Source organism: Streptomyces sp. NPDC059003, assembly GCF_042740445.1.
In the GTDB taxonomy this organism is placed as follows: Bacteria; Actinomycetota; Actinomycetes; order Streptomycetales; family Streptomycetaceae; genus Streptomyces.
Window position 1 is genome coordinate 1 of record NZ_JBHYJH010000006.1, and the last position, 18,525, is coordinate 18,525.

Annotated in this window: 19 protein-coding genes; 6 read left to right on the forward strand and 13 right to left on the reverse strand. The window is 73.1% G+C overall.

The window, feature by feature from the left end; translation table 11 throughout:
* Positions 1-45: 45 nt before the first annotated feature.
* Entirely contained in the window at positions 46-1,554 is a 1,509-nt protein-coding gene (locus ACFWZ5_RS05025; RefSeq protein WP_384789857.1) for an MFS transporter, read from the reverse strand.
* An 86-nt stretch (positions 1,555-1,640) separates the two neighbouring features.
* Here ACFWZ5_RS05025 and ACFWZ5_RS05030 point away from each other — a divergent pair, with 86 nt between their 5' ends.
* The gene (locus ACFWZ5_RS05030) at positions 1,641-2,075 is read left to right on the forward strand and encodes a MarR family winged helix-turn-helix transcriptional regulator (protein WP_384789854.1); all 435 of its coding nucleotides are present in this window, start codon (positions 1,641-1,643) and stop codon (positions 2,073-2,075) included.
* A gap of 6 nt (positions 2,076-2,081) precedes the next feature.
* Here the strand turns inward: ACFWZ5_RS05030 and ACFWZ5_RS05035 are convergent, their stop codons facing one another.
* Positions 2,082-2,819 carry a maleylpyruvate isomerase family mycothiol-dependent enzyme gene (locus ACFWZ5_RS05035; RefSeq protein WP_384789852.1) on the reverse strand — a complete coding sequence of 246 codons (738 nt, stop codon included), beginning with the start codon at positions 2,817-2,819 and terminating at the stop codon, positions 2,082-2,084.
* A gap of 123 nt (positions 2,820-2,942) precedes the next feature.
* A complete protein-coding gene (locus tag ACFWZ5_RS05040) occupies positions 2,943-4,226 on the reverse strand; it encodes an MFS transporter (protein ID WP_384789849.1) in 1,284 nt (427 codons plus the stop codon).
* 187 nt (positions 4,227-4,413) lie between these two features.
* Here ACFWZ5_RS05040 and ACFWZ5_RS05045 point away from each other — a divergent pair, with 187 nt between their 5' ends.
* Entirely contained in the window at positions 4,414-5,646 is a 1,233-nt protein-coding gene (locus ACFWZ5_RS05045) for an ROK family protein (RefSeq protein ID WP_384890454.1), read from the forward strand.
* A gap of 51 nt (positions 5,647-5,697) precedes the next feature.
* Here ACFWZ5_RS05045 and ACFWZ5_RS05050 read toward each other — a convergent pair whose 3' ends face one another.
* The 6 genes from ACFWZ5_RS05050 to ACFWZ5_RS05075 form a co-directional block, all read right to left on the reverse strand.
* Positions 5,698-6,924: an MFS transporter gene (locus tag ACFWZ5_RS05050; protein WP_384789844.1), complete on the reverse strand. Its 1,227-nt coding sequence runs from the start codon at positions 6,922-6,924 to the stop codon at positions 5,698-5,700.
* 152 nt (positions 6,925-7,076) lie between these two features.
* Entirely contained in the window at positions 7,077-7,676 is a 600-nt protein-coding gene (locus tag ACFWZ5_RS05055) for a TetR/AcrR family transcriptional regulator (protein ID WP_384789841.1), read from the reverse strand.
* A 90-nt stretch (positions 7,677-7,766) separates the two neighbouring features.
* A complete protein-coding gene (locus ACFWZ5_RS05060) occupies positions 7,767-8,696 on the reverse strand; it encodes a phosphotriesterase (RefSeq protein WP_384789839.1) in 930 nt (309 codons plus the stop codon).
* The gene (locus tag ACFWZ5_RS05065; RefSeq protein WP_384789837.1) at positions 8,690-9,274 is read right to left on the reverse strand and encodes a DUF4865 family protein; all 585 of its coding nucleotides are present in this window, start codon (positions 9,272-9,274) and stop codon (positions 8,690-8,692) included. The genes ACFWZ5_RS05060 and ACFWZ5_RS05065 overlap by 7 nt, the downstream gene beginning before the upstream one ends.
* A gap of 44 nt (positions 9,275-9,318) precedes the next feature.
* The gene (locus tag ACFWZ5_RS05070; RefSeq protein ID WP_384789835.1) at positions 9,319-9,714 is read right to left on the reverse strand and encodes a cupin domain-containing protein; all 396 of its coding nucleotides are present in this window, start codon (positions 9,712-9,714) and stop codon (positions 9,319-9,321) included.
* A gap of 105 nt (positions 9,715-9,819) precedes the next feature.
* Positions 9,820-10,401 (reverse strand): TetR/AcrR family transcriptional regulator, encoded by a 582-nt coding sequence (locus ACFWZ5_RS05075; protein WP_384789832.1) that lies wholly within the window; start codon positions 10,399-10,401, stop codon positions 9,820-9,822.
* Between the two features lie 199 nt (positions 10,402-10,600).
* Between ACFWZ5_RS05075 and ACFWZ5_RS05080 the strand changes: the two genes are divergently transcribed.
* Genes ACFWZ5_RS05080 through ACFWZ5_RS05090 form a run of 3 tightly spaced genes read left to right on the forward strand, consistent with a single transcriptional unit; the run spans position 10,601 to position 14,312 of the window.
* On the forward strand, positions 10,601-10,882 hold the full coding sequence (locus tag ACFWZ5_RS05080; RefSeq protein ID WP_384789960.1) for an SHOCT domain-containing protein: 282 nt from the start codon (positions 10,601-10,603) through the stop codon (positions 10,880-10,882).
* The gene (locus ACFWZ5_RS05085) at positions 10,879-11,745 is read left to right on the forward strand and encodes an ABC transporter ATP-binding protein (RefSeq protein WP_384789828.1); all 867 of its coding nucleotides are present in this window, start codon (positions 10,879-10,881) and stop codon (positions 11,743-11,745) included. The genes ACFWZ5_RS05080 and ACFWZ5_RS05085 overlap by 4 nt, the downstream gene beginning before the upstream one ends.
* A complete protein-coding gene (locus ACFWZ5_RS05090; protein WP_384789827.1) occupies positions 11,742-14,312 on the forward strand; it encodes an ABC transporter permease in 2,571 nt (856 codons plus the stop codon). The genes ACFWZ5_RS05085 and ACFWZ5_RS05090 overlap by 4 nt, the downstream gene beginning before the upstream one ends.
* 86 nt (positions 14,313-14,398) lie before the next feature.
* Here ACFWZ5_RS05090 and ACFWZ5_RS05095 read toward each other — a convergent pair whose 3' ends face one another.
* A complete protein-coding gene (locus tag ACFWZ5_RS05095; RefSeq protein ID WP_384789824.1) occupies positions 14,399-14,932 on the reverse strand; it encodes an ATP-binding protein in 534 nt (177 codons plus the stop codon).
* Positions 14,933-15,122: 190 nt separating this feature from the next.
* Entirely contained in the window at positions 15,123-15,449 is a 327-nt protein-coding gene (locus ACFWZ5_RS05100) for a hypothetical protein (RefSeq protein ID WP_384789821.1), read from the reverse strand.
* A 406-nt stretch (positions 15,450-15,855) separates the two neighbouring features.
* Between ACFWZ5_RS05100 and ACFWZ5_RS05105 the strand changes: the two genes are divergently transcribed.
* On the forward strand, positions 15,856-16,965 hold the full coding sequence (locus ACFWZ5_RS05105) for a PLP-dependent cysteine synthase family protein (RefSeq protein WP_384789958.1): 1,110 nt from the start codon (positions 15,856-15,858) through the stop codon (positions 16,963-16,965).
* Here ACFWZ5_RS05105 and ACFWZ5_RS05110 read toward each other — a convergent pair.
* Complete coding sequence (locus tag ACFWZ5_RS05110) at positions 16,962-17,441, reverse strand: SRPBCC family protein (RefSeq protein WP_384789818.1); 480 nt, start codon at positions 17,439-17,441, stop codon at positions 16,962-16,964. The two genes, ACFWZ5_RS05105 and ACFWZ5_RS05110, sit on opposite strands and share 4 nt — an antisense overlap.
* Positions 17,442-17,520: 79 nt before the next feature.
* Positions 17,521-18,378, reverse strand: a complete 858-nt coding sequence (locus ACFWZ5_RS05115) for a DeoR/GlpR family DNA-binding transcription regulator (RefSeq protein WP_384789815.1) — start codon at positions 18,376-18,378, stop codon at positions 17,521-17,523.
* Between the last annotated feature and the right edge of the window lie 147 nt (positions 18,379-18,525).

Here is an 18,525-nt window from a genome sequence, read left to right on the forward strand (position 1 = left end):
GGGCAAGCGCCCGCCGGGCATCCGGCACCGGATCACGGTGTCGCGTCAGTCGCGGGCCGCGCCCACCGGCTCGGCCGCGGTCTCCTTCCGCGCCGACGAGGCCACGACCAGGGTCTCCTGGCGGCGCCGGCGGCGCAGCCCCGTGAGGTTGATGAGGAGACCGGCGACCGCGAACGCCGTCACCAGGACCAGGCCCGGCTTGTAGGTGTCGAGGACGGCCCCCGGCGAGGCGCCGCCCTCGGCCGACCCGTCGCCGGACGCCGTGATGACCGCGGTGGTGATCGCGAGGACGACCGCGCCGCCCACCTGGAACGAGGTGTTGAGCAGGCCCGAGACCATGCCCTGCTCGTGGTCGGCCACGCCGTTGGTGGCCTGGATGTTGAGCGAGGGGAAGACCAGGGCGCACGCGGCGCCGAGCAGCACCATCGACGGCAGGATCACGGCGGCGTACGTGGGCGACAGGTCGATGCGCAGGAACAGCGCGTACGCCACCACGAGCAGCGCGAAGCCCGTCACGATGACGCGGGTGGTGCCGAACCGGTCGACGACACCGGCGATCTTCGTGGCGGAGAGGGCCACGATCACGCCCGCCGGCAGGAAGGCGAGCGCCGTCTCCAGGGCCGACCAGCCGAGCAGCGACTGCAGGTACTGCGTGGCGATGAACTGGAACGACACATAGCCGCCGAAGAAGGTCACCGCGCCGAGCTGGGCTCGGATCTGCTGGCCCGAGCGCAGCACGCCGAGGCGGATCAGCGGGTTCGGGGTGCGCAGCTCGATGGTGACGAAGGCGGCGAGCAGCACCGCCACGGCCAGGAAGGAGAGCAGCGTGCGGGCGGAGGCCCAGCCGACCTCGGGGGCCTGGACGACGGTGAAGACGAGCAGCAGCATCGCCGCCGTGCCGGTGACGGCGCCCGGCACGTCGTAGCCGCCGCGCTTCTCCTCGCGCGGGGAGCGCGGGATGAGCTTGAGCCCGGCGACGAGCGCGATCACGGCGATCGGCGCGGGCAGGAGCATGGTCAGGCGCCAGCTGACCTCGGTGAGCACGCCGGAGAGGACGAGGCCGAGGGAGAAGCCGGTGGCGGCACAGGTGGTGTAGATGGACAGGGCGCGGTTGCGGACCGGGCCCTCGGCGAACGTCGTGGTGATGATGGACAGGCCCGCGGGCGCGGTGAACGCGGCGCTCAGGCCCTTCACGAAGCGGCTCGCGATGAGCAGCGGCCCGGAGTCGACGAGCCCGCCGAACAGCGAGGTGAGGGCGAAGACGGCGAGCGCGATGAGGAAGACCTCGCGCCGCCCGAGCAGGTCGGCGGCGCGGCCGCCGAGCAGCAGCAGGCCGCCGTAGCCAAGGATGTAGCCGCTGACGACCCACTGCAGGGACGAGGTCGACAGGTCGAGGTCGGAGCCGATGGAGGGCAGGGCGACGCCGACCATCGACACGTCGAGCGCGTCGAGGAACATCGCCGCACAGAGGACGAGCAGCGTGCCCCAGAGGCGCGGGGTCCAGCGCTCCGGGGACGCGGAGGCACGGGAGCCAGGGGGGAGCGGAGAAGTCATGCGGAGCAGACTACATGCACATGCATTGAGTGCAAGTGCATTTAATTCCGATGCAATGAAGTCCCGGTTTCTGTTACGGTGCGACCATGGCGGCGACGAAGGCCGAGCCCGTGGCTGACGCCGAACAAGGGCTCGTGAAGCAGTGGCGCGACATCCTCGCGGTGCACGCGCGCACCCTGTGCGAGCTGGACCGGGAGCTGCATCCGCACGGCCTGGGCGCGAGCGACTTCGAGGTGCTCGACCTGCTCGCGTCCGACGCGTCGGCGGACGCCGACGGCGGTTGGCGCGTCCAGGACATCGCCTGCCAGGTGCATCTGAGCCAGAGCGCCCTGTCCCGTCTCATCGGCCGCCTGGAGAAGGACGGCCTGGTGGTGCGCGGCATGTGCAGCGAGGACCGGCGCGGCGTCCGCGTCTGTCTGACCGACAAGGGCCGTGACGTGCACGCCGAGGTGCGGCCGGTGCAGCGGGCGGTGCTCGCGCGCATGCTGGCGGCACCGGACGCCTGCCACCCCCTCCCGTGACGGGCCTCAGCCCCAGCTGACCGCCGACTTCTCGCGCCACAGCGTGGCGAGCGAGGCGTCGCCCGTGATCTGCGGGAACGGCAGCCGGTTCCACAGCGCCAGGTACAGGAACGCCGCCTGCCCCGCGACCTCGCAGTCGGCGGGCGCGGTGTCGCCGGGCTCCGTGACCGGGGCGTCGGCGGACAGGCGTACCGTCCAGGTCACCTTCGCGTCCGTCGCCCGCACCCGCAGCACCCGCGGCTCGTCCGTGCGCACCCGGCTCTTGCCGCGCGCGTGAAAGCCGGTCAGGAGCTCGTCGATCCCGTCCACCGCGAAGTCCGCGCCGACGGGCGTGGGCGTGCCGCCGAGTGCGGACTCGGCGTCCACCCGGTGGATCGCCGTCTCGTTCGCCTGCCGCCGGGTCCAGAACGCGAGCGGTGACGGGGCGGGCAGGAACGCCCAGCACTCCACGTCGGGCGGGGCGGTGGCGAGGGTGGCGACCAGGTGCGCGTGGCCCTCGCGGAACCAGTCGATCAGTGCGCCGCCGTCCAGGTCCGGCGGCTCCGGGGCCGGGCGGTACGCGGGCGCGCCGTCGGCGACGAACGAGGCGGCCCAGCGGTGCACCATCCCCGTGTGCCGCACCAGATCGCGCACCTGCCAGCCCGGGCAGGTGGCCACGGCGGCCCCGGTCCCCGCCACCTCGGCGGCCCGGGCGAGCAACTGCCCCTCCCGGTCAAGGACTTCTCTGTGCTCTGCGGTCTCCATGCCGGGATTCTGCCGGACGCGGGGGCGGTGAGCGCCATGGGCGGGCGCTCCGGCGTACGCGGGCGCCGTCCGACGGCGCGTGTGTGCCCCGTGGGGACGGGGCACGTGGGGCTCGGGTGCGGATCAGTCGGCGGCGTTCGGCACCGCCGTATCCGCCGTACTCGCCGAATCTGCCGCACCCGCCGTACTCGCCGTATTCGTCGTACGCGTCGTACGTCCCGTCGCGCTCGCGATGCACGCGGCGAGGGCCGCGAGGGCGGCCACGCTGGTGAGGGCCACCGGGAGGGAGAACCAGTCCGCCATGAAGCCGATCGCGGGCGGGCCGAGCAGCATGCCGCCGTAGCCGAGCGTGGACGCGGCCGCCACGCCGCTCGGCCCGGCGAGGGCCCCGGCGCGCTCGATCGCCACCGGGAAGATGTTCGCGAGGCCGAGACCGGCGACGGCGAAGCCGGCGAGCGCGGCCCCCACCGACGGGGCGAGCGCGCCCAGGAGCATCCCGGCGGCGGCGAGCGTGCCGCCGCCGACGACCGTGCGCGTGCCGCCGAACCGTTCGAGGAGCGCCGTGCCGGACAGGCGCCCGATGGTCATGGCGAACGCGAAGCAGGAGTAGCCCGCGGCCGCGACACCGGGGTGCGCGTGCAGGTCCTCCTCCAGGTGCAGCGCGCCCCAGTCGGCGAGCGCCCCTTCGCCGTACGCCGTGCAGAGCGCGACGAGTCCGAAGACGAGTACGAGCTTGCGGGTGCGGCCCGCCATGCGGCGGGGTGTGCCCTCGGCAGGGTCGGAGGGCAGCGCCTCAGGGGGAGCCGGCGCGTCGTGCCGCAGCAGCGCCGGGGCCGTGACCGCCGTCACGAGCAGGCCGATCGCGGCGAGCGCGAACAGGTGCCGGGTGGCGGACACCTGGCCCGCGACAAGCCCGCCGAGGCCCGCGCCGAGCATGCCGCCGAGGCTGAACGCCGCGTGGAAACTGGGCATGACGGGCCGCCGCAGGGCGCGCACCAGGTCCACCGCCGCACTGTTCATCGCCACGCTGATCCCGCCGTACGCGGCGCCGAAGAGCAGCAGGACCAGGCCGAGCGCGAGCGCCGAGTGCGTCAGCGGCGGCAGCGCGACGCTCAACGGCATCAGGATCCCGCACCCCACCGTCACCGGATGGCTGCCGAAGCGCGTGCACAGGCGCCCGGTCAGCGTCATCGTGACCACGGCCCCCGCCGAGACCCCGAGCAGCGCGAGCCCGAGCGCGCTGGCCGACGCCCCGGTCTGCTCCTTGATGGCCGGGATGCGCACGACCCACCCGGCGAACACGAAGCCGTCGAGGGCGAAGAAGACGGTGAGTGCGGCGCGCAGCTTGCCGAGGTCGGGCGAGGTGGCCTGAAGGGGCCCGGACGTGGTTTTGTTTAGTAGCGGCACAAAGTCAGCGTAGAGGCGGACCCGGGCCGGGGACAAGACGGTTTCGACGAGGTGTGCGCGGCCGATGAGGCGTGCGCGACCGACGGGGCGCACGCGGCGGAGCGAGCGCGAGCGGGCGAAGGGCGGAGAACGGGCGGATGACGACAGGACGGCCGGGCGGCGTACGGATCATGGGAGACTCGCCCTCATGAACGGGAAGGCTGCCACCCGGGGCGAGGCACACGCGTCCACACGTACGCGTCTGGAGCGAGGGCGCACCGCGCTCGGCCCCGCCCTCGAACTCGTGCACACGGGGCGCGCCCCGACCCGGGCCGTCCTCACCGCCGAGCTCGGCGTCACGCGTGCGACGGCGGGCGCCGTCGCCGCCGAGTTGGAGGCGCTCGGCCTGATCCGCATCGACGCCAAGCCGAGCGCGGCCGCCGGTTCGCAGGGCCGGCCCTCGCACCGGCTCTCCGTCGCGGAGAGCGGCCCGGTGGCCCTGGCCGCGCAGGTGCACGCCGACGGCTTCCGCGCGGCGCTCGTCGGGCTCGGCGGCCGGATCGTCGCCACGGCGCCCGGCTGCGAGACGATCGACGCCGACCCCGCGCAGGTGCTCGGCTCGGTCGTCGAGGCGGGCGCGCAGCTTCTGCGCGAGACCGGCCGCAGGTGCGTCGGGGCGGGCCTCGCGGTGCCGTCGGCCGTCGCCGAGCCGGAGGGTACGGCCCTCAATCCGCTGCACCTGGCGTGGCCCGCGGGCGCGCCGGTCCAGGAGATCTTCGCGGAGTGCGTGCGCCGGGCGGGCGTCGCGGGGCCGGTGTGCACCGGCAACGACGTGAACCTCGCTGCGCTCGCCGAGCACCGGCACGGCGCGGGGCGCGGCGCGCGTGACCTGCTGTGCGTGGCGACCGGACACCGGGGCGTGGGCGGCGCTCTGGTCCTCGACGGCCGTCTGCACACGGGCAGTTCCGGCCTCGCGCTCGAGGTCGGCCATCTCACCGTGCACCCGGAGGGCCGCCCCTGCCACTGCGGCAGCCGGGGCTGCCTGGACGTGGAGACGGACCCGCTCGCGTTCCTCACGGCGGTCGGCGTCGAGCCGGGGCCCGGCGGGCCGCTCGACCAGGCCCGCACCCTCCTGCGCGAGCGGTACGAGGATCCGGCGGTGCGGGCGGCGGCCGAGGCGCTGACGGACCGTCTGGGCCTGGGCCTCGCGGGCCTGGTGAACATCCTCAACCCCGACCGGATCATCCTCGGGGGGCTGCATCGCGCGCTCCTGGAGGCGGACCCGGAGCGGCTGCGCGCGGTCGTCGCCGACCGGAGCCTGTGGGGCCGCAGCGGCAGCGTGCCGATCCTGGCCTGCACCCTGGACCACAACAGCCTGGTGGGGGCCGCCGAGCTGGCTTGGCAGCCGGTGCTCGACGACCCCCTGGGGGCGCTGGGTTAGGCGGTGTCCCGGGCGGTGTCCCGGGTGGGGCGCCCCGTCCGGGGCGCGAGGTCAGGCGACCTCGACGCACTCCCGCGCGGGCGCGGCGGCCTCGGCGGGGTCAGTGCCCCCGACGGTCTCGGCCGGTGCCGGGACGCTCACGGCCGCGCGCCGCCGCAGGTCCGGTACGAGGGACAGCAGCCCGAGCACCGCGAGCCCGGCACCGATCCACAGCGGGGCACGCAGACCGTAGGCGTCGATAGCGGGGCCGCCGACGGACGTGGCGATGATGATGCCGCCCGTGATGAACGACGAGTGGACGCTGTTGACCAGGGCGCCGGTGTTGCCCGCGCGCTGGACGCGGGTCACCATCGCCGGGTTCATGGTGACGCCGACCAGGCCGATGCCCAGCATCATGGCGACGGCCGGTACGGGCAGGTCGGCGACGAGCGCGAAGCCGATCAGGAAGCCGAGGTTCAGGAGCAGCCCGGTGACCAGGACCGACAGCGTGTGCCGGTCGGCGAGGCGGCCGACGACGGTGTTGCCGATGAGGGTCGCGGCGCCGTACGCGACGAGCAGCAGCGGCACGGTGCCCGTGGCGAAGCCGGTGATCTCGGTGAGGATCGGGTTGAGGTAGCTGAAGGCGGAGAAGGTCGCACCGATCACGAACGTGCTGGTGACGAGGACCAGCCACAGCCGCGGACTCCGGAACGCGCCGAGCTCCGCGCGCAGGCTGCCGCCGCCTTCGGCGCGCTCGACGCTCGGCACCCCGGCGAACGTGGCCACGGCGGCGAGCACGGTGAGGACGGTGATGGCCCAGAACGCGGCGCGCCAGCCCAGGTGTTCACCGACGACGGTGGCGAGCGGCAGGCCGAGCAGCGTGCCCAGCATCAGCCCGTTCAGCGCCACGGCGACGGCGCGGCCGCGCATCTCGGGGCGGGCGAGCCGGGTGGCCATCGAGAGGGACACGCCGAAGAAGGCCTGCGAGGCGATGCCGGTGACGACGCGCGCGACGAGCATGGTCCAGTAGTCCGGCGCGAGGGCGGCGAGCACGTTGCCGGCCAGGAAGACGGCGAACAGCACCATCAGCGCCCGCTTCTGCGGCAGCTTCAGGAGCGCCGCCGTCAGGAAGGGCCCGCCGAAGGCCATCGCGATCGCGAAGGCGGTGATCAGGTACCCGATCTCCGAGATCGTGGCGCCGAGCCCGTCGGCCATCTGCGGCATGAGTCCGGCGACGACGAATTCACTGGTCACCATGGCGAAGATGCCTAGGGCGAGTACGTATACGGCGCGGGGCATGGCTGCTGCTCCTTCGGGGAGTATGAGTATTGGATAGCTCGGTACAAAATCTGGGCATGCGTGTACGCGCGAGACGGCGAGGCATTGACGCGCGTACGAAGGCGGGGACGGAAGGGAGAGGAGGTGTGGGGAGGGGGGAGATGAGGGCGAGGTCAGGGGCGCAGTGCGTCCAGGGCCGTGTCGGCGATGGACTCCAGGATGGGCCGGTCGGCCCCGGCCTGCGCGGACAGGCGCATGCCGCCGATCGTGGAGTTGATGAACCGGGCGAGCGAGTCCGAGTCCCGCTTGGCGGTGATCGTGCCGTCGCGCTGCCCCGCCTCAAGTGCGGTGCGCAGCATGCCGAGCCGCAGGCCGAGATCGCGCTTGACCAGGGCGGCCGCCTCCGGGTCGCGGCGCGAGAGCTCCACGACGGTGTTGACCGTGAGGCAGCCGATGCTGCGCTCGTCGCTGCCCCGGTACTCGTACTCGGTGTCGACGATCCGGGCGAACAGGGCCCGGATCCGCTCGATGCCGGACCGTGCGGGATCCTCCAGGATCTCGGCCTGCGGCGCGCTCATCATCTCGATGTAGCGGGAAAGGGCCCGCTGGAACAGGTCGTGCTTGCTGGTGAACGTGTTGTAGATGCTGCTGCGGCCCAGTCCGGTGGCGTCGCACAGGTCCTGGGTCGAAGTGGCTTCGTAGCCCTTCTCCCAGAAGGCGCGCATCGCCGCGTCCAGGGCCCTTTCCTCGTCGAACGTCCTCGGTCGGGCCATGGCGGTACCGTACCCGTTTTGGAACGCACGATGCAATACGGGGCGTGAGGTCGCACGCGACGCCGTGCGGGGCGTGAGTCTCGCCGGGACTCAGGCGGGCCAGACCACCGCGAACGCCCGCGCCGGGTTCACCGTGAGCAGGCGCGTCACCAGGTCATCGCCGACGGCCCGTGCGAGCCGCGGCCGCACCCTGCGCAGCAGATGCGGCATGCCGGGGCCGCCGTGCACCGAGCGGGCGGACGCGGTCGTGGTGTCGCCGCCCAGGAGCAGCCGGTCGCCGTGCCCGGCGTCGGCCAGGGCCGCCACCGCTTCCGGCATGCGCCAGTCCGTGGCGTGGTGGGCGCGGGACGGGCCGTCGAAGGCGAGGTAGGCGCCCGCCGCTGCCGCCTCGTGGTGGACCGCGAGGTCGGGGGAGCGGTTCAGATGGCCGAGGATCACCTTGGCGGGCGGCACGTCGAGCTCGCCGCACAGCAGGTCGAGCACGTCGAGCGCGCCCGTGCCGAGCTCCAGGTGCACCGCGATCGGCGCGCCGGTCGCGCGGTGGGCCTCGGCCGCCGCGGTCATCGTCCAGCGCGCGTGCGCGTCCAGGCCGTGGAAGCCGCCCGCGACCTTGATGAGCCCGGCCCGTACGCCGCTGTCGCCGATGCCCCGCGTCAGCTCCCGGGCGAAGAGCTCGCCCAGGCCCCGCGCGCGCAGTTCCGCGAGCAACTCCGGCGTGTAGTGGACCGCTTGGTGCAGGCCCGTCGCCGCCACGATCCGGACGCCCGTCGTACGGGCGAGGGCGGGCAGCTCGCCCGCGCGGCGGCCCATGCCGTACGGCGTCCACTGCACGACGCTCTGCCCGCCCGCCTCCCGGAACGCGTCGAGCTCGGCGGCCGCGTGCTGCGCCGACTCCAGCTCCTGGCCCGGGAGTTGAGGGCTGCGCAGGAAGAGGTGGTCGTGCGCGTCGCAGACGCCCAGGTCGTCCGGGGCGAGGTCGCCGAGGACGGTGCGGACGGCCGGTGCAGCGGCGCTCACCATGCCTTGCCCTGAGGGAGCTGGTCCCGATCGGGGGTCGAGCAGTGCAGCACCTGGAAGACCTCGCCGCGCTCCTTCGGCGCCTCGTGGTCCCACAGCGACAGCGTCACCGCCTCCCAGTGCCGGGGGTCGACGGCGACCACCACGCCGACCGCCCCGGCGACCGACGACAACAGCGCCGCCTCGTCGAGGAGTCCGGAGGCGAGGTCCCCTGTCCGTGCGCCGTCCGGCAGGGGCGTGCGGTGGCGCACCGCGGCCTTCGGCGTGGCGTCGACGGCGCCCCCGGCCTCGTACGCGAGGGGGATCCAGTGCTGCACCACCGGCCGCCCGAAGTCGTCGGAGAGGCCCTGGAACCCCGGCCCCCAGAGGAAGGAGTTCATGCCCTCGGCCGTGTTCCAGACGTAGAACGGCGCGTACTGGTTCACCGGCGAGCCGTCGACGCCGCGCTCGCGGACGAGGTACGCCTTGAAGCCAAGGCCCGGGAAGTCGTCCAGGAGATGGCCCTTGGTGGCCACGCGGTTGCGGATGATGCCCATGTCGTAGTCGGCGGGCAGGGTGATCTCGTACTGCAGGGCGTGCATGGTGCTCTTTCCTGTGGGACCTTGGGGCCTGCGGGGTGGTGGGCTCAGGCCGAGTACGTGGTGTCGGTGACGAGCTCGTCCCAGTGCGCGGTCGTGCCGTCCTCCGCGGCCTCGACCACGGCGAGATGGGTCATGAAGGTGCGCGGCCCCGCGCCGTGCCAGTGCCGCTCGCCGGGCTCGATCCACACGGTGTCGCCCGCCCGGATCGGCTCCACGGGACCGCCCTCGCGCTGCACCAGGCCCTCGCCCTCGGTGACGTGCAGGACCTGGCCGTGCGGGTGGCGGTGCCAGGCGGTGCGGGCGCCGGGGGTGAAGTGGACGCTGAACATCCGCAGCCGGGACGGGGGTTCGGGGCTCGCGATCTCGTCGAGCCAGACGGTTCCGGTGAAGTGCTCGGCGGGGCCGCGGCGGCTGTCGGGGCGGGTCCTGGTGATGTGCACGGGGTGTTCCTCGGCTCGGTGGTGGGCACGGTGGCCGGTGATGGGCACAGCCGCCGGTGGTGGGCGCAGTGGCCGGTGGTGCGTGGGGCGTGGCGCGGTCGGTGGTCAGTGGGCGGCGCGCGGCGCCAGGAGCCCGAGCAGACCTCGTACGCCGTCGTCGAACGCCGCCGGTGACCCCGTCGCCCGCGCGAGCACATACCCGCCCTGCACGGTCGCGACGATGGTCGACGCGACCTCGCCGGGGTCGAGCGACGGGCTGAACTCGCCCTGCTCCACGCCCTCCTGGACGATCGCGGCGAGCCGCTCCTGCAGCCACTCCAGGGTCTCGGTGACGGGTGCGAGCAGCTCCTCGTTCGCGATCACGTCCGGGTCCATCGTCAGCCGCCCCACGGGGCAGCCGCGCAACGCGTCGCGCTCGCGCAGCAGATACGCCGACACGCGGTCGTACGCCGATCCCTCGCCGTCGAGCACCGGCTCCAGCGTGGCGCGCAGCTCCTGCGCGGTGCGTCGGATCGCGGCGAGCGCCAGGTCGGGCTTGCCCGCGAAGTGGTGGTACATGCTGCCCTGCCCGGCGCCCGCGTGCTGCTGGATCGCCTTGGGGCTCGTCCCCACGTAACCGCGCTCCCACAGCAGCTCGCGGGTGGACTCGATCAGACGCTCCGGAGTGCTCATGAGCTCACTGTACATACCAGTAGGTACAGACGTCCAGGTGGGCGGTGCGTACCCCGGCGGGGAGCAGCCGCGGACACGCCGCGTACTCCCGCGGAGGTACGCGCACTGCCGCTGGCCGTACGACGACTTCGCACCCCCGCGCGACGAGGCTCGAAGGCACGGAGAACCACCGGTCCTCCGAAGCCTTCCGAGGAAATGAACGGAGATGGACACCATGCAGACCCTGGCCTTCGACGGCGGACCCGGCCCGTGGATCCTGCTCTTCCCGCTGATCTGGGCGGCCGTCGTCATCGGCGTCGCCACGTTCCTGCGGCGCACCGTGTGGCGCGGCAGGCGCGGCGCCCCCTGGCGGCCCTTCGGCACCGACACCACCTCGCCGATCACCGCGCTCGGGCACCGCTTCGCCACCGGCGAGATCGACGAGGACGAGTACTGGCGGCGCCTGAGCGTCCTCAACGAGGAGTTCGGCCACAGCCGCAAGGGCGGTGCGGCATGAGCACCGCGACCACCACGTTCCCGTCCGGGGTCCGGTACGCGGCGCGGGTCGAGGGGGCCGTGAAGGTCTACGGCTCGGCCGAGACCGCCGTGACCGCCCTGGACGACGTCACCGTCGGCTTCCCCGCGGGACGCTTCACCGCGATCATGGGCCCGTCAGGCTCCGGCAAGTCCACGCTGATGCACTGCGCGGCCGGCCTCGACACCCTCACCTCCGGCTCCGCCCACATCGGCGACGTCGAGCTCGGCTCCCTCGACGACCGGCGCCTGACGCTGCTGCGCCGGGACCGGGTGGGCTTCGTCTTCCAGGCCTTCAACCTGGTGCCGACCCTGACCGTCGCCGAGAACATCACGCTCCCGATGGACCTCGCGGGGCGGCGGGCCGACCGGGAGCTCCAGGAGTGGACGGACGCGCTCATCGACGTCGTCGGCCTGCGCGCGCGCCTGCACCACCGGCCCGCCGAGCTCTCCGGCGGGCAGCAGCAGCGCGTCGCCGTGGCCCGCGCGTTCGCGGGCCGCCCCGAGGTCGTCTTCGCCGACGAGCCCACCGGCAACCTCGACTCGCGCTCCGGCGAGGAGGTCCTCGGCCTGCTCGGCCGCGCCGTACGGCAGATGGACCGCACCGTCGTCATGGTCACCCACGACCCGGTGGCCGCCGCCCACGCCGACGAGGTCGTCTTCCTCGCCGACGGCCGCCTCGTGGACCGCATGGCGGACCCGACGGCCGACAAGGTCCTCGACCGCCTGAAGGCCTTCGACACCGGGTGGGACGGGCGCCCCGGCACCGCCGGGGACGACGAGGCGCGGTGGGCGTACGACGGCACCAAGTGGACCTACGACGCGGACGGAGGGACCTCCTCATGAGTGCCGCGAGCGCTTCGGCGCGCCTCAGCATGACCTCGCTGCGCGGCCACAAACGCCGCTTCGCCGGCACCTTCCTCGCGGTGCTGCTCGGCGTCGCCTTCCTGGCGGGCACGCTCGTCATGGGCGACACGCTGCGCCAGAGCTTCGACACGATGTTCAGCGACGCCACGGGCGGCACGGACGCGGTGGTCCGCAGCGAGAACATCATCACCGCGGCCGGCGAGGCCCAGGGCGTGCGGCAGGCCGTCGACACCGGACTCGTCGAGCGGATCGAGAAGGTGCCGGGCGTCGCGGCCGCCGTGCCCGACATCCAGGGCGCGGGCCAGCTGGTCGGCAAGAACGGCGACCCGGTCGGCGGCAACGGCCCGCCCACGCTCGCGGGCAACTGGATCACCGACGCCGAGCTGAATCCGTATCGACTCGCCGAAGGGCGTGCCCCGAAGAAGTCCGGCGAGGTCGTGGTCAACCGCGGCGCCGCCGACAAGGGCGACCTGAAGGTCGGCGACACGACGACCCTGCGCACCCCCGACCCCGTCAAGGTGACGATCGTGGGCCTCGCGACCTTCGCCGGCGAGGACGGCATGGCGCAGACCACCTTCACCGGCATGACCCGGGCCGACGCGGAGAAGTACCTCATGCCGAAGCCCGGCGAGGCCGCGTCGATCCAGGTGCGGGCCGGCCCCGGCACGGGGCAGCGGGAGCTCGTCGAGGCCCTTGACCGCGCCCTGCCCCGGGGGATCGAGGCCATCACGGGGGAAGAGGCGGCGGCGGAGAGCTCCGACCGGATCTCGGGCCAGTTCCTCTCGGTCTTCACGACGCTGCTGCTCGTCTTCTCCGGCGTGGCGCTGCTCGTCGCCACGTTCTCCATCCACAACACGTTCGCGATCGTCGTCGCCCAGCGCACCCGCGAGAACGCCCTGCTCCGCGCGCTCGGCGCCTCGCGCCGCCAGGTCACCTGGGCGACGCTGCTCGAAGCGTCCGCCGTGGCCGCGGTGGCCTCCGTCGTGGGCCTCGCGGGCGGGATCGGCATCGCGGCCGGGCTCCAGGTGCTCTTCCCGGCCATCGGATTCCCGTTCCCCGACGGCGACTTGGTGATCAGTAGTACGTCGCTGCTGCTGCCCCTCGCGGTCGGCGTCGTCGTCTGCCTGGCCTCCGCGCTGCTTCCCGCCGTCCGCGCGGGCCGCACGGCTCCGCTCGCGGCGCTGCGCGAGACGGCGGTCGACCACTCCGGCGCGTCGCGGACTCGGGCGGTCACGGGCGCCGCGCTCGGGCTCGTCGCCGTGGCCCTCACCCTCGTCGGCGTCCTGGTGAGCCCGTCGATCTGGCTGGCCGCGACCGGCGCCGTGCTCGCGCTCACCGCGTTCGTGATCCTGGGCCCGGTCGCCGCGACCCGGGCGGTGCGCGTCATCGGCGTGCCCCTCGACCGGCTGCGCGGCGTCACCGGCGCCCTCGCCCGGCGCAACGCCCTGCGCAGCCCCAAGCGGACCGCCGCCACCGCGAGCGCCCTGATGATCGGCGTCGCCGTCGTCGGCCTGTTCACGGTCTTCGGCGCCTCGCTCAAGGCCACCATGGACCAGACCGTGGCACGCTCCTTCGCGGGCGACGTCGCCGTCAGCACCCCCCGGTTCGGCGCCGGAGGCAGCGGCCTGAGCCCCCGCCTCGCCCCCGCGCTCGCGGAGCGCCCGGAAGTGGACACGGCGGTCGGCCTCGGCAAGGGAGTGGCCGAAGTCGACGGCAAGGGCCGGGAGTTGACCGTCACCGACCCCGTCCTGCTCGGCAGGGCCTTCGAGCTCGGCCGGGTCGAGGGGTCGCTGCGCGGCCTCGGCGACGACGGCATCGCCATCACCCGCAAGGAGGCCGACAAGCAGCACCTGAAGGTCGGCGACACCACCCGGCTCGCCTTCACCGACGGCGCGAAGGACACGTTCACGGTCCGTGCCGTGTACGGCCAGTCGGAGCTCGCGGGCGACTACGTCATCACGCGCGCGGCCTGGGCCCCGCACCGCGCCCAGGACTCCGACACGCTGATCTCCGTCACCTTCAAGGACGGCGTGAGCGCCGCCGACGGCAAGGCCGCGGTGACGGACGTGGCGAAGGCGTACGGGAACCCGGACGTGCAGACCCGCGACGAGTACGCCGCGTCCTCGGCGAGCGGCATCGACATGATGCTCACCCTCGTCTACGCCCTGCTCGCCCTTGCCGTCCTGATCGCCCTGCTCGGCATCGCCAACACGCTGACCCTCGCCGTGCACGAACGCACCAGGGAGCTCGGCCTGCTGCGGGCCGTCGGACAGACCCGCGCCCAGCTGCGCGCCATGGTCCGCTGGGAGTCGGTCCTGGTGGCCGCTTTCGGCACGGCGGGCGGCCTCGCGCTCGGCGGGTTCCTCGGCTGGGTCCTGGTCAAGGCGTCCGACGGGGCGTCGGACACCGCGTTCGCGTTCGCGCTGCCGCCGGTGCAGCTCGCCGTGGTCGCCCTGGTGGGCCTCGCGGCGGGAGCCCTCGCGGGCCTGCGCCCGGCAGGCCGCGCGGCCCGCCTGGACGTCCTGCGCGCGATCGCCACGGAGTGACGTACCGACGCAGGCACGGAGCGACGTACTGACGGACAACTGCAAGAAGCGGTACACGACATACGCGCACAACAGTCACCGCCCGGTCAGCCAGGAACGGCCGACCGGGCGGGAGCATGAGCGCCGACAGCGGCGGCGGTGGCGGTCGCGGCGGACGCGGTGTCGGCGAAGGCGCCGCGTGCCGCGGGACCGTAGCCCGGATACGCCGCCAAGGACACGGCCGAGGCCGGCGCGCAGAGCGTGAACCAGACGACCTTGCCCCCGTCGTCCTCGGGCCGCACCCCCCAGCTCTCGCTGACCGCGGCGACGAGGGCGAGCCCCCGGCCGCAGGTCTCGAAGGGTTCCGCGCCACGCACCTGCGGCAGCCGTGGATCGTGGTCGTGGACGGAGACCGTGAGCCGGTCGAGCAGGAGCTCGATGTCCACGGTGCACAGCTTGTCCGGCTCCGCGTGGCGGTGGACGTTGGTGAGCAGCTCGGTCACGCCGAGCGCGGCATGGTCTATCAAGGAATCAAGATGCCAGTAGCGCAACTGCGCCGATACGATTCTGCGGACTTGCCCGATCCGCGACGGCAGGGCCTGGAGCTCTACCGTGCAATGCCTGCTTGGCTGGCTGATCACGGTGCGACTCCCCGAAATGAGGTCCGGAAGAAGACGGCGTTCGGATCCAGCAGGAGGGCACATGGGCTCTGCCGCCTGCTGAAGGGCCGGCGGGCTGGTTCGCAGCGTCATCGCCGGTAAACCCAGAGTGATGTGAGACCAGGGTGACTCAGGGGGTGCGCGTGTGCAACTCGCGCCCGCCCAAGACCCGTCAGGCCCGCTGCCGCGCACCCGCGGTGCGGATCGCTTCGAGGAAGGCGCGGACCGTGGGCGGGCCGCTCTCTCCGGGCACCGGATCGTGGTCGCCGAGCGTGAGCCGGTAGCGCGTGCCGTTGACCTCGGCGAGGGCTCTGTCGTGCGGGGCGAACCACGGTTTGCCCGCGCGCACCGCCGTGACCGGCGCGCTGTCGATCTCCGTGCCGTAACTGGTGAGCAGTTCCAGCCTGCCGTCGTTGATCCGGACCTGCCCGGCGCGGGTCAGGGAGCGCAGCCGCTTCCCGATCCGCACACCGGTGGCCGTGAACTCCGGCTCTGCCATGACGCTCCGCCCCCTCGCACGCGGTGGTGTACCGCGCTTTAGGTGGTCCGCGGTGCTTCGTGTGCCGCGGTGCTTGCTGTTCCGACACTGTCCGCGCCCTGGTCGGGGCGGATCGGGACCTACCCCTGTCCCGTGCGGTGCAGTGTGCACGTGCCCGGCCGCTTGCACTAGGCCGCATGACGACGTCGCACATGCCACTTCCGTGCGGCGGTACGTCAGGGACACGACACCGCCGGATGGCGGGGGCAGGCATCCCTTTGAGGTGTCAAAAGGAGTGTTTATGCAGGTGAGGCACGTGTTGTGGGTGTTTATCATCGAGGGGTCCGGCCGGATCGAACCGCGTCCGGCACGAGCCCCGAGGAGCCGCGCGGTGAGCACTGTCAAGACCGACCCGACCGACGAGCCGATGGCCACACTCGACGTGGACCGCAGCGACGAGAACTACCGCGCCTGGCTGAAAGAAGCGGTGCGCAAGGTCCAGGCCGACGCCAACCGCTCCGCGGACACCCATCTGCTGCGCTTCCCGCTCCCCGAGCACTGGGGCATCGACCTGTACCTCAAGGACGAGTCGACGCATCCGACCGGCAGCCTCAAGCACCGGCTCGCCCGCTCGCTGTTCCTGTACGGCCTGTGCAATGGCTGGATCCGTCCGGGACGCCCGGTGATCGAGGCGTCCAGCGGCTCGACGGCCGTCTCGGAGGCGTACTTCGCCAAGCTGATCGGGGTGCCCTTCATCGCGGTGATGCCGCGCACGACCAGTGCCGAGAAGTGCCGCCTCATCGAATTCCACGGCGGGCAGTGCCACTTCGTGGACGACTCGCGCACCATGTACGCCGAGTCGGCCCGGCTCGCCGTCGAGACCGGCGGCCACTACATGGACCAGTTCACCTACGCGGAACGGGCCACGGACTGGCGCGGCAACAACAACATCGCCGAGTCGATGTACCAGCAGCTGCGCCTCGAGCGCTATCCGGAACCCACCTGGATCGTGGCGACGGCGGGCACCGGCGGCACCTCCGCGACCATCGCCCGCTACGTCCACTACATGCAGCACGACACCCGGATCTGCGTCGCCGACCCGGAGAACTCCTGCTTCTTCGACGGCTGGACGCACCACGACCCGGACGCCACCAGCGACTGCGGCTCACGCATCGAGGGCATCGGCAGGCCGCGCATGGAGCCGAGCTTCGTGCCCGGCGCCATCGACCGCATGATGAAGGTCCCGGACGCGGCGAGCGTCGCCGCGGTCCGGGCCCTGGAGCAGGTCATCGGCCGCAAGGCGGGCGGCTCGACCGGCACGGGCCTGTGGAGCGCCCTGAAGATCGTCGCGGAGATGGTGGCCGAGGGCCGCACCGGCAGCGTCGTCACCCTCATCTGCGACCCCGGCGACCGCTACCTGGACAAGTACTACTCGGACGCCTGGCTGGCGGAACAGGGCCTGGACATCGGGCCGTACGCGGCGGCCATAGAGGCACTCCTGGCCACGGGCGCCTGGCCGAAGGCCCCGGCGAACTAGGGCGTGTCCTTCGTCAGGCGCCGCTCCAGGTGGGCGACCGCGTCCTGGAAGGAGCGGTCGAAGCCCTTGCGGCCGAACTTCACCACGAGGTACGGCACGCCCATGGCCCGGACGGCGAAGGTCCACCGGACACGGGTGCCGGTGGCCGTCGGGGTCAGGTGCCACTCCTCGACCAGGGCCCGCAGGCCCGGCACGTTCGAGGCGTCGACGCGGTAGACGTACCGCTCGGGCGCCTCGGCCGCGAGGATCGTCTCCTCGAAGCGGATGCCGCCCTGGAGCCGGATCTCGCGGCCCTCGCCGCCCCGCGTGGGCCGGGCCCGGGTCACCGACGGGAACCAGGCGGGCCACTGCTCCACGTCCACGGCCAGGGCCCGGTAGACGTCCTCGGGCGGCGCGGCGACCTCGCGGGCGAAGACGTGCCGCAGCGGGGCGGCGGTGAGGAAGTCGAGGCCCACGGGCCTCAGACGGCGTCGCATCGTACGCGGCCCCCCTGCGGACGTCAGTACGTGACCGGGCAACGGCCACGATAGCGGGGCCGCCGTCGGATGTCCGCCGTCAGGCGTCCTCGGCCGTCGGCTCTCCGGGGCGCTCGGAGGCGTGCTCGGACTCGCCCGCGACCACAAGCCGGCGCAGGTGCTCGGAGACCTCCGTCCGCGCGTCGCCGGGCAGCCCCGCGTCCGTCACGAGCGTGTCCACCTGCCCCAGCGTGGCGAAGGAACTCAGGCCCACCGTGCCCCACTTGGTGTGGTCCGCGACCACGACGACGCGCCGCGCCGACTGCACCAGACGCCGGTTGGTCTCCGCCTCCGCGAGGTTGGGCGTGGACAGACCGGCCTCGGCCGATATGCCGTGCACCCCGAGGAACAGCACGTCGAAGTGGAGCGCCGCGATGGCCTGGTCGGCGACCGGGCCGACGAGGGAGTCCGACGGCGTGCGCACCCCGCCCGTGAGGACCACCGTCGCCGCGCCCTGCCGCTGGCCCGAGCTGCGCTGCGCGGAGTGGAAGACGTCCGCGACCCGCACCGAGTTCGTCACCACCGTCAGGTCGGGGACGTCGAGCAGGTGGTGGGCGAGCGCGTACGTCGTCGTGCCGCCGGACAGCGCGATCGCCGTGCCCGGCGCCACCAGGGCCGCCGCGGCGCGCGCGATGTCCTCCTTGGCGGTGAGCTCGAGGCCCGACTTGGCCTCGAAGCCCGGCTCGTGGGCGCTCGCCTCGATCACCGGGACCGCGCCGCCGTGCACCTTCTCCAGGACGCCCTGGCGGGCCAGCGCGTCCAGGTCGCGGCGGACCGTCATGTCCGACACGCCCAGCTTCCTGGTGAGTTCGTTGACCCGGACGCCGCCGCGGCGGCGGACCTCGTCGAGGATCAGGGCGCGACGCTGCTCCGCGAGGAGGTTCTGATTCTCGCTCACGTCAGGTCCGGCCCTTTCGCCCAGTGAAGCCCGTCATCCGTCAAGCCCGTCGTCCTCGTCATCCCCGTCACCAGGGTCGTCTCATCCTCGCACGAGCCACCGACGGACAATGAAGGGGGAGATTACGTGACGGGGGGTGCGCGCGGG